At 54.4% G+C, this 13,639-nt stretch carries 11 protein-coding genes; 4 read left to right on the forward strand and 7 right to left on the reverse strand.

The window, feature by feature from the left end:
- Positions 1-35: 35 nt before the first annotated feature.
- From FE783_RS13330 to FE783_RS13345, 4 genes are all read right to left on the reverse strand, one after another.
- The gene (locus FE783_RS13330; RefSeq protein ID WP_158301782.1) at positions 36-827 is read right to left on the reverse strand and encodes an IclR family transcriptional regulator; all 792 of its coding nucleotides are present in this window, start codon (positions 825-827) and stop codon (positions 36-38) included.
- A gap of 158 nt (positions 828-985) precedes the next feature.
- Positions 986-1,927: a hypothetical protein gene (locus FE783_RS13335; protein WP_138879859.1), complete on the reverse strand. Its 942-nt coding sequence runs from the start codon at positions 1,925-1,927 to the stop codon at positions 986-988.
- Complete coding sequence (locus FE783_RS13340; protein ID WP_138879860.1) at positions 1,914-2,981, reverse strand: sialidase family protein; 1,068 nt, start codon at positions 2,979-2,981, stop codon at positions 1,914-1,916. The genes FE783_RS13335 and FE783_RS13340 overlap by 14 nt, the downstream gene beginning before the upstream one ends.
- Before the next feature lie 54 nt (positions 2,982-3,035).
- A complete protein-coding gene (locus FE783_RS13345; RefSeq protein ID WP_138879861.1) occupies positions 3,036-3,959 on the reverse strand; it encodes a dihydrodipicolinate synthase family protein in 924 nt (307 codons plus the stop codon).
- Between the two features lie 330 nt (positions 3,960-4,289).
- On the opposite strand from FE783_RS13345, the gene FE783_RS13350 reads away from it, so the two are divergent.
- Both FE783_RS13350 and glsA read left to right on the forward strand, forming a co-directional pair.
- Entirely contained in the window at positions 4,290-5,768 is a 1,479-nt protein-coding gene (locus tag FE783_RS13350) for a sodium:solute symporter family protein (RefSeq protein WP_138879862.1), read from the forward strand.
- A gap of 197 nt (positions 5,769-5,965) precedes the next feature.
- A complete protein-coding gene (gene glsA, locus FE783_RS13355; protein WP_138879863.1) occupies positions 5,966-6,904 on the forward strand; it encodes a glutaminase A in 939 nt (312 codons plus the stop codon).
- A 58-nt stretch (positions 6,905-6,962) separates the two neighbouring features.
- Here glsA and FE783_RS13360 read toward each other — a convergent pair whose 3' ends face one another.
- Both FE783_RS13360 and FE783_RS13365 read right to left on the reverse strand, forming a co-directional pair.
- Positions 6,963-7,619, reverse strand: coding sequence for a hypothetical protein (locus FE783_RS13360; protein ID WP_138879864.1), 657 nt, complete (start codon positions 7,617-7,619; stop codon positions 6,963-6,965).
- A gap of 434 nt (positions 7,620-8,053) precedes the next feature.
- Positions 8,054-8,923, reverse strand: coding sequence for a helix-turn-helix transcriptional regulator (locus tag FE783_RS13365; RefSeq protein ID WP_138879865.1), 870 nt, complete (start codon positions 8,921-8,923; stop codon positions 8,054-8,056).
- A 136-nt stretch (positions 8,924-9,059) separates the two neighbouring features.
- Between FE783_RS13365 and FE783_RS13370 the strand changes: the two genes are divergently transcribed.
- Positions 9,060-10,397 (forward strand): ABC transporter substrate-binding protein, encoded by a 1,338-nt coding sequence (locus FE783_RS13370; RefSeq protein WP_138879866.1) that lies wholly within the window; start codon positions 9,060-9,062, stop codon positions 10,395-10,397.
- A 40-nt stretch (positions 10,398-10,437) separates the two neighbouring features.
- On the forward strand, positions 10,438-11,322 hold the full coding sequence (locus tag FE783_RS13375; protein WP_138879867.1) for a phytanoyl-CoA dioxygenase family protein: 885 nt from the start codon (positions 10,438-10,440) through the stop codon (positions 11,320-11,322).
- A gap of 657 nt (positions 11,323-11,979) precedes the next feature.
- Here the strand turns inward: FE783_RS13375 and FE783_RS13380 are convergent.
- The gene (locus FE783_RS13380) at positions 11,980-13,239 is read right to left on the reverse strand and encodes an MFS transporter (protein ID WP_138879868.1); all 1,260 of its coding nucleotides are present in this window, start codon (positions 13,237-13,239) and stop codon (positions 11,980-11,982) included.
- Between the last annotated feature and the right edge of the window lie 400 nt (positions 13,240-13,639).

Genomic DNA, 13,639 nt, shown 5'->3' on the forward strand with positions numbered 1-13,639 from the left:
CTGCCATTCATCGTTCGCACCGGTCCTTTACGGGATTAATAAGTAACGGAAATATGCCCCATCTTCATCGATACGCGATCTACCATCTCGACCAGAATGGAGGCCAGTTCCCGCTCGCGTTCCGCCAAATTCATCTTCGACAGCGCGCCGGAGATGCTGATGCCCGCTACCACCTTGCCGGTCCGTCCGACGACGGGCGCAGCCAGACAAGCGCGGCCGAGGGCCAGCTCCTCCTCTTCCACCGCGTAGCCTTTCTTGCGTATCTGGTCGAATTGCTCGTACAGCTTCGCTTTGTCCGTAACCGTCCGGTCCGTATAGGCCTTCAAAGGCTCGTTCGACAGCAGCTCCTCAGTTTCCTCCGCATTGCCGTAAGCAAGGAGAACCTTGCCGATCGCCGTACAGTGGAGCGGATTGCGCCGACCTATGAACGTGTACATTCTGGGGGACGTGTAGCTGTCCACATGCGCCAAGTAAAACAAAGTGCCCCGGTCAAGTATCGCCAGGTTGGCGTCGAAGCCGGTTTTCTTCTCCGTTTCGTAAAGCTCGGGCAGCGCTTGCTTGCGGATTTCGTAATGATTCAGGGCGATGCCGCCCAGCGTAATGATCTCGTTGCCAAGCCGGTAGTAGCCGGTGGACTCATCCTTGATCACATAGCCGAGCGAGACCATCGTAGTCAGCAGACGGGATACGTTGCTTTGCGTCAAATTGAGCATTTTGGCAAAATCGATCACCCGCAGCTCGGGATATTCGTTCGTAAAGCAAGACAATATTCCTAACGCCCGCGTTACGCTTTGCGTCAGCATCGCGGTTGATTGTTCCGATTTCAAGAGGATCCTCCTCAAATAAAAATCCAATTTCATATTGCACATTTCCATTCTAAATGATTCACCCATTTATTTCTACACACCGTTGAATTGTGTTGTCAAAAACGCAAAGAAACCTTCGCGAATGCGAAGGTCAGAACACTTTTCCGAATCAAACGAACTCAATCCGCGTCTCGCGTGCGAACCGTCCTGCACCACGATACAAACGTTTCCGGCAAGAAATGCTTGTAACTCCCGTGCAGGCACGTCTCCCCGTCTTGATCGACCCGGATATCGTCCACGGCGATGCCACGAGCCCGAAGCAGCGCGGCATACTTGACCGCATGCTCCTCCATCGGCAGCACCTGATCCGTCGAAGACCAGACGAGCAGCGTCGGCGGCCACTTGCTAACGGCGTCGTCTTCCGTACCGGAGACCGGAGCGCGGCACGGATCGGCGTCCTCCGCTTTGGACTCGAATTCGGCGATATCGTCGGAGGCTATCCCAAACGCCCGCTTTATTCCTTCCCGGTGAGTGTGCATAAACGCATGGCGCAAATGGCAAAGCGGATACTGTCCGATTATGCCAAGCACCCGATCGGCTCCCAACGTCCGGACCGCTCCTACGGTCGTCATAAATCCGTTGGACGCCCCGAGTATGAAGCATTTCCGCTCCACCCGGTACGTCTCCACCATATGCTGATAAAAAGAAGCGCATGCGCGAGTGCAATTGTCGTTGCCGTAGAGCAGATCCCCATCATTTTGCGCACCGCATACGACATAGCCGGCACGCAAAAAAGCTTCGATCGTCGGGTTGGAATACCTCCGGTATCCGGGCGCATCCATGTGCAAATAAGCTCCGTCGTTTTGCGTATCGACGCCGTACTGCGTCTTCTCGGACCAATTCGCTTTACGCTCCGTCCCGTCCATCACCCATCCGTTGCCGTGGTTGCATAGGATCCATGGATGCGGCTTTCCGTCCGGATCGTATTGATACGGCAATCGCACGAAGCACCAGTCGTTACCCTCTCCTCCGAACCGGTAGACGAGCGCATCGCCGGCTTTCCCATGCGGTCGTACGGGCATCTCTGCGCATGCTGCCTGCAACCCTTCATCCGTCGACATGGGCCATATCCCCAAGCCGGCGCGTCAGCTCGGCCCAATCGTACTCCAGCCTGACGATGTCCGGCTTATGTCCGGTCGCATCGGGAGCATACGTAATGACGTTAAACATCGTCCGGCCGTTCTCGTTGATGAAATAAGGCTCGGGGTAGTAGGAGTCGCCCGCCTCATTATCATTCGTGTCCAATAGTACGTTCGACCGGAGCTCCAGACTGTCGGGGTCGAACCGGTACAGCTCGAGCGTACCGCATGACTGCCCGGCGGGAATATTGCGACAGAGCAGGTACGTTTCGCCGTCGTGCACGAACAGCTTCGGTCTGCCGACATATTCGATCGAATCGTAACGATCGGATAGAACGGCCGATGCCGTCATGTTGAACTGCAAATCGGTTCGAAATGCCATTGTCTTCTTATTATAGCCCCGCGCAATAAGAACGAAGCCTTCCTTATAAGGAAGCAGCGTGCTTTCGTTGAAGTCGAATTGAAATTCCGTATTCAAATTTTTCAAATACGTCCACGTTTGTCCCGAATCCGCCGTTCGAACGGCATGAACCGCCCTGATGCCTCCGGTTAGCTCGACGAACGACATGACGAGCATACACACCGATCCGTCGGGACCGGTCTCATCATCGAACGAGTAGCCATACCGATAGCCGCCGACTTCAGGAAAATCGCCTTCGTCCGCGAACGTCTCCCCTTCATCCACAGAGCGATATAGCCGCAGCCCCAGCCGTTCCTTGGAGCCTCCCTGCTGCACGTCCACATACATATGGATCGAGCCGTCCGGCATGCGCATCAGCTCCGGATTTTGGTTCACTTTGCCTGCTCCCTCGTCCACGATGTACGGCGACGACACTGTTTTCGTTACGGCGTCCAAAGTGACGACCTCGAGCGGCGCGCTCGCTTCCCGGAAATGCTTCTCCCCGTTTTTGTAGGCGATCAGAATGCGGCTCCCGTCTCCTTTCAGCTCCAGCATGGACGGAAATGCATAATACCGCTGTTGCTCGACGGGCCCTTCGCTGCCGACCAATACTTGCTTCCGCTTATGCTCAATCATCCGCGTTCTCGTCTCCTCTCATTTCGTATATAACCGCTAAACTGGCAGTCCTTGTTACGTAACGCTCGGCTCGCATTCCCGAACGTGCTTCATGATCTTCTCATAAATCTCGCGGATGGCCGGCCCGTCGGACAGTTTTGCGGCAGGCAGCGGCAAGCGCGGTGTGCCGCAGTCGATTCCGCGAAGCTTGACTAGCTCTTTGACGGCTGCGAACAAGCCGATCGCGCGAATATCGGTAATGATCTCGTTGATGACGAATTGCAGCCGCTGCGCTTCGTCCACGTTTCCGGCCCGGAATTCGCGCTCCAGCCGGACGAACAGCTCCGGCATCGCCCCGTACGTCCCGCCGATTCCCGCGCTCGCTCCCATAATTCTTCCGGCCAAATATTGCTGATCCGGACCATTGAACAAGAGGAACCGATCGCCGCCGATCGCTTTAAACTGCTGCAATTCGTAGACGTTGAACGTTGTCGTCTTCATGCCGAGCAGCTTCTCATTGCCGAGCATTTCCTTCAGCATGGTGTTAGACATATGGAAGCCGGTCGCGGCCGGGATGTTGTATATAATAAACGGCAGCGAGCAGCTATCCATCATCGAGTTCCAATACGCTTTAACCGCCTCTTCGGTATAGGAATAATAAAACGGCGGGATCGAGGAAACGGCGTCCGCTCCGGCTTGCTCGGCATGCCGGGCCAGCTGCACGCTGTCCTTCGTCGTATTGGCCCCGATATGAGCGGTTACGGTTACGCGTCCGTCGTTCGCTTCCAATACCGCCTCCAGCATCATTTTCCGTTCATCGACGCTCTGCAGAATGCCTTCCCCGGTTCCTCCTCCGACATAAAGCCCGTCGACGCCCTTCCCAATGAGGAAACGGGTCAGCTGTCCGGCCGCTGCAGGGCTGACCTCGCCCTTATCGTCATAGCAGGAATTCATCGCGACGTGTACGCCCGAGAATTTGTTCAAACTTAGGTGTGCCATGGAAAACCTCCAAGCTCATTTTGAATGAGATGATTGCAATGTGGTATTTTTTAAGCAAACAACATGTTTATGTATCAAATTATAGTATTTAATTTCATAATACACAATACAATTTTACACTAGGCTTTACATTTGCTTTGGATACCCGTCCTCAATAAGCTGTCATGACTGTTCAGGATCTCAATAAGCTCTACCCTGTAAAATCTCTCGAATTTGCAGTTATTCCGCATATAACGCGGACATAAGTATCTTATTAAAGCGCTTTCAATCGAAGCGTTTGTTATGAGGCTGTCGACGGTTTCAACATTCCCTTAAAAGGAGAGGAAACGCGTGCACGTACTCGATTGGGTTGTCATGGGACTCTATTTCCTTCTGATGATCGGCATCGGCGTCTGGTCATACCGCCAGGTAAAAGGAACCGGCGATTTTTTCACCGCGGGAGGCCGGATGCCGTGGTGGCTGTCCGGCATCTCGCACCATATGTCCGGATACAGTGCGGCCGTCTTCGTCGCATACGCGGGAGTCGCCTACAAGTACGGCTTCACGCTGTACATATGGTGGGCCGTTCCGGTGGCGGTCGCCGTCTTCGTCGGAGCGCGATGGATCGCTCCCCGCTGGTCCCGGCTGCGGCAGCGGTTGAACATCGAGTCGCCGACGGAATATTTGGCGAAACGGTATAACGTTCCGACCCAGCAAATTATGGCTTGGAGCGGTGTGCTGCTGAAGCTGTTCGACGTCGGCGCGAAATGGGCGGCGATCGCCGTCATTCTGAACGTATTCGCGGATGTGCCTCTGACGACCGGCATTATCGTCTCCGGCGCCTTGTCTCTGCTGTACATTACGATCGGCGGTCTGTGGGCGGACGCCTTGACCGACTTCGCGCAATTTGTCGTGCAATTGGTCGCCGGGCTCGCCATGTTCATTATCGTGCTCGTCAAGCTCGGCGGCATCGGCTCGATCTTCGACGTCTGGGACCGGCTGCCTCCGACCCATAACGATGCGCTTGCCGGGCCGTACACGCTCGGATTCGTGCTCGCCTATTTGCTGATCGATTTCCTCAGCTACAATGGCGGCACTTGGAATCTCGCCCAGCGGTACATCGCTTCGCCGAACGGCAAAGAAGCGCGCAAGGCCGCTTACTTGTCGTCCGCCCTTTATTTGGTTTGGCCGCTCATCTTATTTTTCCCGATGTGGGCCGCCCCCATCTTCTATCCGTCGCTCGCCGACCCGAACCAATCGTACTCGATGATGGCGATGGACTTGCTTCCGCCCGGATTGATCGGACTCGTCCTCGCCTCGATGTTCGCCCATACGATGGCGATGACGACGTCGGATGCGAACGCGATCACGTCCGTCGTCACCCGCGACATCCTGCCGAAGCTGTTCGTCCGGTTCCGCGCCATGAAGGGCAAAGGATCGCTGCTCGCCGCACGCGTCACGCTCGTCGTCTTCACCTCGCTTACGCTTCTCGTCGCGGTCAATCAGAGCAACTTCGGCGGCATCCTCGGCCTGCTCATCACCTGGTTCGGAGCGCTGATCGGACCGATCTCGATCCCGATGCTGCTCGGCCTGCTTCCCGCGTTCAAGCGCAGCGGATCGATGGCGGCTATCGTCTCCTGGGCGGGCGGGCTGCTCACCTTCGGCTACGTGAAATATATAATGGAGGCGGCCTCTACCGCCACGCTCGTCGCTTCGCCCGTCGTCGTATCGGCCGTTCTGTTCATCGGTATCGGGCTGGCGACGCACAAGCACAGCGTGCCGGCAGAAGTCGACGAGCTGGTCGATTCGCTCAATGAAGACTTGACTTGACGGCGCAGGCGGATAGGATAAAAAAGGGACGGTAACCGCATACTTATGCGGCGACCGTCCTTTTATTTGCCTGCAGGCGATCCGAAGATGGGAGAGGTCGTCGGTTGGTTGGCAGAGAAGCTGCGCCGACGCGTGCCGCCCAGCCTCCGGCTGTTGTATAATAAATAGATCCGAATCATCCGAAGGAGAATGTACCGATGCCGACCGATTTCCAACATTTGTCCGAACAATTGCCCGGCTGGGTGCAAGAATGCCGTGCCTATGCCGCAGAAGGCCGCGTCGCCACCTACATACCCGAGCTCGCCCACGCGCCGCAGCAAGCGCTCGGTATTATACTGCATCACAAGTCCGGCCGCACCGTGTCCGCAGGCGACTGCGGGATGCCTTTTACGCTGCAGAGCATATCGAAGGTGTTCACGCTGCTCCTCGCCCTGATGGACCGCGGCGAGCAAGCCGTATTCGAGAAAGTCGGCATGGAGCCTACGGGCGACGTATTCAACTCGATGCTGAAGCTGGAGCTCGTCCAGCCGGGAAAGCCGTTCAATCCGCTAATTAACGCCGGCGCGATCGTCATCTCCTCGCTCATACGCGGAGATACGCCCGAACGGAAGTCCGAGCGCATTTTAAGCTTTATCCGCGAGCTGGCCGGAGACGACACCCCTTCGTTCAACGATAGCGTCTACCGCTCCGAAGCGGCTACGGCGAACCGCAACCGTTCGCTCGCCTATTTTCTGAAGGACAACAAAGTCCTCGATGAAGACGTCGAGCCGACGCTCGAGGTGTACTTCAAGCAGTGCGCCATCGAGGTGACATGCGCCCACATCGCCCGCATGGGGCTCGTGCTGGCGAACGACGGGGTAGATCCGTCGAGCGGACGGGAATTGCTTCCGAAACGTTTCGTGCGCATCGCCAAATCGTTCATGGTCACCTGCGGCATGTACAACGCCTCCGGCGAGTTCGCCATCCAGGTCGGCATTCCCGCGAAGAGCGGCGTCGCCGGGGGCATATTGGCCGTCGTTCCCGGGGAGCTCGGCGTCGGCATCATCGGACCGGCATTGAATGACAAAGGCAACAGCACCGCCGGAGTCCATCTGCTGAAGCGGCTGTCCGAACAGTACGATTGGAGCATGTTCTAGCAGCCCTGCACACGCATGGAATCCGCAAATATCGTCCCCTCAAAGCGGCCGGCTTCCCTTAGATGGTCCATTGATCGTGAACGATGCCGACCAGAAGAAGCCGGCTTCCGTCTTTCTCGAAGACGAGTCTCAAGCTTTTCCAATCCATGCCTTCGAACTTTTTGTCGAACCCGCTGTAATGGTACTCGACGAAATCGTACCGTGCGGCCGGATACGCTTCGCTCATATTATTCGCCATATTGCCCTTGCCGATCGTCTTGTTGACCGAGGTCTGCGGCGCTTTGGCGAAATCGGCGTCATAGATAAACTTGGCATAGTATTCGGCGAATTTCAGCTTGATTGGTTCGCCGGAGCCGTCGTACGTTCCCCATTCGTATACGTTGTTATCTTCAAACAGCTTCCCGATGGCGGCCGGCTTGAACGTCAAATCTTTATCCGCATCCACATAGCCGTATGGCGAGAAGCGAATGCCTTTGTCCGGATGCACCATACGGGCCAGCTTGTTCATGTCTTTCTCCTTCAATGCCTGCACGACCGCTTTCCCCTGCTCCTCTGCGGAAGGGGCCGCCGGCTTCTCCGGCGTTTGCTCCGTCGGCGCCTTTCCGTCCGGCCGATCGGTCGGCGGCTTGTTTGCCGGGGCCGCACAACCGGCCAGGAAGACCAGCATCACGGCCACCCCTAATCCGAATAACGTGCTGGAACCGAACCTTCTCATGATCCATTCCTCCCGGATGCGGCAGCGTGCACTGCCGTTACTGTTCTTATAGACGTCTTCGGGCCGCCGAAAGTTGCCGGGCGCTCGCCCAATTGCCGCACCACACGCATCCGCTTGTATGTGCACTATAAAGAGAGCCGAATTGATTTCAGCTCCCGTCACCTCTATACCAGTCTTTACTCCGCATCAAAAGCCAGAGGCCGTTGATACCTACCGAACCGACACCCCATACTTCCACCTTTCTGATACGGCAATATTTATTGTTTCGGCACCCATATGTCGAAAGCCCGCATCGTCGGCTCAATCAGGTCCGGAATCCAAAAAATACTGCAATAATATAAACCGACATTACCTTCAAGTGCACCGCACAAAATGCGGCGGAAATTCGAAACATAATCACATTTTGCACAGCAGCGCCTGCTGATAAGATGGGGTTAATCCGAAGAACCTTTGTCGGATCGCTCACGAGCTTGGGAAGGAGGATAGCCGTAATGCTGCTGGAATGCCCGGCTGAACGAATAGGCATCGGGATAAGAGATCGTCAAGGCGATTTCCGTGAGCGTGAAGGACGTTTCCTTCAGGTAGTGCATTGCCTTTTCCATCCGCAGCTGCTGTAAATACGCCTTCGGGGAGCAGCCCCTTTGCTCGGTAAACACTCGGGTAAAATGGGAACGCGTCATACTCGCATGGCGAGCTACATCGCGAATGCGGATGCCATTGGAATAGTGGGTATTCATAAATTCGATGCTGTCCTGCAGCCAAGAGGTGTTAGGGGCGTTCTCGTAACCGAGCTGCCGGGACTGCGCAAGCAATTCGTCGAACAAGCCTACGAGCAGCAGCACAAAATGTAAGCGGTCCGTTTTTTCCTCGGATGCGAACACACGCTCCATGGATTTCATATGCGGAATAAGTCGCGTTTCGTCCCAACCGGTCAAACAAGGCTGCTCCATGGAAAAGCCGATCCGGTTCAGGAGCGGGAGCGACTGCTTCCCTTCAAATGTGATCCATGACGTTCGTGGCGGTGCGTCGGCCTCAGCGTAATAGTATTGATGAAGAATGCCGGGGATCAGGCAGAACATCGTATTTTTGCGCAAAAGCTGCTCGTTGCCTCGATGATCGATGAAATGGAGGGCGCCTTGCTCCAAATAAATAAGGGCGAAAGACGGAATAGCTCGTGATCCGTTCCGGTATTCCGGCTTCGCTATCGCGTATCCGGTACTGGTCGGCCAGATACCCCACATTTTCTCGAGAGGTGTCGGTCTGTGCAGCCAAAGCGCTTTCGTTTCTGTCGGATATTCGATCATAAGCTACCTCCAGGACATCATTCGCAGCAATCCGAAGTTTTTGAAGAGCGCTTTCATTGTAGCATACCGATTCCAATGGCAATAGAGAGAAGCGCAACAATAACGCTAATGCAATAACCAAGGGGGGATTGGCGCTATGGTCAAACAAAGGATAGTTTCACTAGGTTCGCTAGCATTGTCGATTATGCTAGTCGGCGCGTGCAGTAGCGGGGGTGGCGGAAGCCAGGCCATCGATGGCGAGAAATCGATTGAAGCCGGCAGCGTGGAAACGGCTTTGAAGGAACCGGTGCAAATCACGATTTATTATCCATGGAGCGGTTACCCGAAAGAAACGTTCATGGAGACGTACGGCAATTATATAGTGAAAAAATATCCAAATCTATCCATTAACTATATCCAGAGCGGAACCGGTACTACGATGGATGAATTGATAGCGTCCAAAACGGAGCTCGATTTGATCATGACTACCTCCAACGCTTACCAGAGTTTGCAAGACCGCGGCTTGATCGGGGATATTACAGAGCTGGCCAAGAAGTACAAGTACGATTTTAATAAACTGGACCCGATTGTATACGAATTGACTAAAGCGTTGGAACCGGGAAAGATGGCAGGATTGCCTTTTAAAGTGAATGCCCCCGGACTTTTCTACAACAAAGATTTATTCGACAAGTTCGGCGTAGCTTATGTCAAGGATGGCATGACTTGGGACGAAGTATACGAAACCGCCAAGAAGCTGACACGCGAGGACGGGGGAATGAAATATCGGGGATTTGGCATCCGTACGACCAATTTCATCACCTTTAACCAGCTGTCGCTGCCAAGACTGGATGCCGGCTCGAAAGCGGCGTTTTTTACCGCGGAATGGAAAAGCTTTCTTGAGAACTTCATCCGCTTCTCTCAGCTGCCCGGCTTCGCGCCAACGGAGAAAGGTACGGGGATCGGCGGGCCGTCGCTGGATATGTTTGTGAAGGACAGAACGCTCGCTATGCTTGTGCAAATGAACTCGGATTGGCCAAGGGAAGAGCAAGGAGTCAAAATGAATTGGGACGCGGTAACGTTCCCGGAGTTCAAGTCGCGCCCGGGTGTCGGCCCTCAGCCTGAAGCCGTCTATTTCGTCATGCCGAGTACGAGCAAAAAGAAGGATGCCGCCTTTTTGGCCATGGCCGCTTTGACCGACGAGGAGCTGCAGTTCCAGGCTGCCAAAAGCGGCGCGGCACCTGTGCTGAAGAACACGAAGTGGCGAGAAGTTTACGGTTCGGAAGAACGGAATCTCAAAGGAAGGAACGCGGCCGCGCTAGTACCGGTGAAATATGCGGCGACAAACGGGATCAACCCCTACAATGCGATCGCGGAAACGAATATCGCCGGAGCAGTGAACAGCGTCATATTAGGCACGACCGACATGAATTCCGCACTTCGCGTGGCGGAAGAGAAAACGAATAAGACGATCGAAGAGAAACTAAAGGCGAAGTAACCGTTCATTTCAAGAGAGAAATTTAAAGGAGTGTTTTCGGATGGAGAATATACAGCTTTCGTATCGATATGAATTTGAGCCAAGCGAGCTGCAAAACATTCGGGACTGCAAGGAAAAGCACGGCTTTGCGATCGTCAAACAAATGCTGTCCCGCCACAATGTAGAGCGGTTAAAGGACGAAGTGCGCCGGGTAATCGGGCCTATGTTTCAAGACGACACCACGTTGTCCATTACCGATCCGTCTTTTATCGAGAAAAGCCCGGTAATGGCCGAGCTGCTGGCCTACGAACCGCTTATGCACCTTGCAAGCTTCCTTAACGGCAATCAACCGATCACGTTGAATCGAAGCGCGGGCATCTACAAGAAACCGGGTGCGGCGGGGGATGCGGCGAGGTCGGGAGTACATGCCTGGCATACGGATTGGGACCCGCTCGAGCATCCTTATGGGGCAAATGCCGTATTAAACAACAGCGGCGCCCCTTCTCTCTGGTTTTATTTGACGGGCAGCACCCCGCAGAACGGCGGTCTGGCGATCGTGCCGGATTCGCATACGGACGATTGGTCCGGACCTGCCGGATTTGAATTTACACCGGGACGCAAGTCGTTTTACCCAACCGGGTCGGAGCCGGTTTCCTATTGCGGCATGGATGTTCCGGGGATGCTTCCTGTTGTAACCGAACCGGGAGACCTCGTCATATTTGCCGAGCGCACCTATCATGGCGTATATGCTCATCGAGGTTCGGAAGCCCGGTTAAGCTGCGGACTCAGCTTCCGTTCCTCGGCTCGCGAGCTAGGCCCGCGCTGGCCTGTGACCGAATCTGCGCGCCGTTTTATAGAAGTATGCTCTTGCGAGAGGAAACACCTAGTGGAAGGGTATACCGGTTTTGACGGATCGTGGCGTTCGAGCCCGACTTCGCAAGCTTGAGCCAGGAGCTGCACTTCATCTATCTGATAGCCCAGAAAAAGGGACGTCCCGAAAGTAGCTTTCAGCTACTGAGAGACAGCCCTTTTTTCTTCATATGTAGATGGCGATGCTCCTCACTTTGATCCGTGCAGATTCCGTAAACCGCATCGGCAAGCCGACCTTTACGGCAGCTCGCGCATTTCCAGATCGTCTACCCATGCCGAAAAGCGTCTTGTCTTTCAGGCCGGTCGGTCATGGTATCCCCACGATCCAGACGCCGATTCGTTCAGCCGGCATTCAGCCACACTACCACCCTCCCTTCCCAAGCCGGTGATTGATTCGCCAGATGTTTCTTCGGGGATTAACGCCTTACCGGAAGTTTGAGTTCCGCTATCGGACAAAATAACAGTATTTCTACTAAACCGGAGCGAATAACGGAACTGAAAGTTCCATGTACGATGCATTTACTCTCTTTCTGAACCTATAGAGGAAATAATAGTTCCGCCCCTCTCTCCATCAGGCCTTTCGCCTGAAGAGCGTAAACATAGAAGTGAAGATCTGCTTCGTATTCCTATTACTTCTGGGGGAGCCCCCGTTATCCACAGAAACTAGCTTCATATAATTTCCTATACAAAAAAAAGACGACCACACAAGGCGGACGTCCTTCTCCTTCCAGCTTCAGCTTGCCATTTCGCCCGGCTCGCTCTTCCCTCCGGCCGAATCGGGCGACCGCTTCAAGAGCGGGAGCATGATCACGATGCCGACGATGAACAGCGCCACCGCAATCTCGTAAATCGTGACGAGCGAGAACGCTTTTTTCAATGCTCCCGCTGTACTCATCGTTATGACCATGGCTCCCATAAACAGCGGGGTCAGCGTACCCGAGACGCGCCCTACGTAATCGGCTTCCGTATTGCGCAGAATCATCGTGTTGATTCCGATTTGGATGCAAGGCATGACGAGTCCGCTCACGAATTCCGCCGCGAGGGTCAGCCATAGGTTGGTGGACAAACCCATTACCAATATGCCTACCGCGCTGACGGACATTCCGAGGACGAGCAGGTTTTGAGGGGCCGCCTTTCTGGCCAGTGCCATGACAAGCCCGCCGCCGATAATCATGGCGATTCCGTTCGCCGCCATCAGCCATTGAAACTGCTCCTTCGGCAAGCCCAGCCGTTCGGTGACGAGAAACACCGCGAGCGGCTGAGTCAACCCGAGCGCGAGTCCGGCTGCCGCGAAGCATCCGCCGAGAGAAGTCAGCGAGCGGCTTCTCAGCACATAGCGGATCCCGTCCTTCATTTCCTGCCACACCGTAGTCTTCTCCTTGCGCGTATCCTCACGCCGGTCCGGCGGAAGCATGACGAGCACGACTGCCGACAATATAAAGGCGATGCCCATAATCGCGATCGAAGTATTAATGCCGAAATGCTGGTAAACGAACGTCCCGATAACCGGGCCCAGTATCATAAACAAGGCAAACAGCGTCTGATACACCGACATCCCCATCTGCATCAGTTCGTCCGATACGTGCAGCTTGAACAGCTTCATCCCCGAAGGCTGGGAAAACTGCGATAAGATCGACGAGACGAGCGTCGCGAAGAAGATCACTTTCCAGCTGCCCAGCATAAGCGTCAGCAGCACGACGAAGATCGAAGCGGCGCTGAGCAAATCGCACCATACCATCGTCAGCTTCGGCCGCCAGCGGTCGGCGAACGTCCCTCCTATAAAGGAGAACAGAAAAATCGGAGCGAATTCGGCCACCGAAATAAGCGATACGGCAACCGGATCTTCATTCGTTTGTTCCATCACATAAAGTAAAATCGAGTAATTGCGTACCCATATGCCGATCTGTAAAAACAAAGCCGACATGAGGATAGTACGGACGACCCGATTGCGGAATATATCCGCCATCGTAGTTTTTGGTACCGAAGTTGTCATCATATCCCCCATTTCGCGTAGATCCGTCTATGCGGAAAGTCACACTTTCCAGCATACCCGATCATTTCCGTATTGCGCAAATGAAGGTTCCGTTAAAATCAATTTATATGAAACGTCATAACCGACGTCGTTCGATCTCGTCATATACATGCTCTATAAGACTAGAAGCCTCTTACTAGCCCCCTCTATACCGTGGTTAGTTCCATGCTAATCGTTTATCGTTTCATTCGCCCTCCTATCCAGCCTTTACTGTTTCCGATTTTGGGGCTTCTGCCTCGGGATATGACTTAATTCCCATCTGCACCAGAATGACCCGAATATCAAGAAGCGCTTTACCCCCTGCTTCCCTCATTCCAAATAATCCCTCCATTCCCACGGCAAAAATTACCATGCATTAGTT

Origin of the sequence: Paenibacillus mesophilus (assembly GCF_005938385.1) — a bacterium.
Taxonomy (GTDB): Bacteria; Bacillota; Bacilli; order Paenibacillales; family NBRC-103111; genus Paenibacillus_AB; species Paenibacillus_AB mesophilus.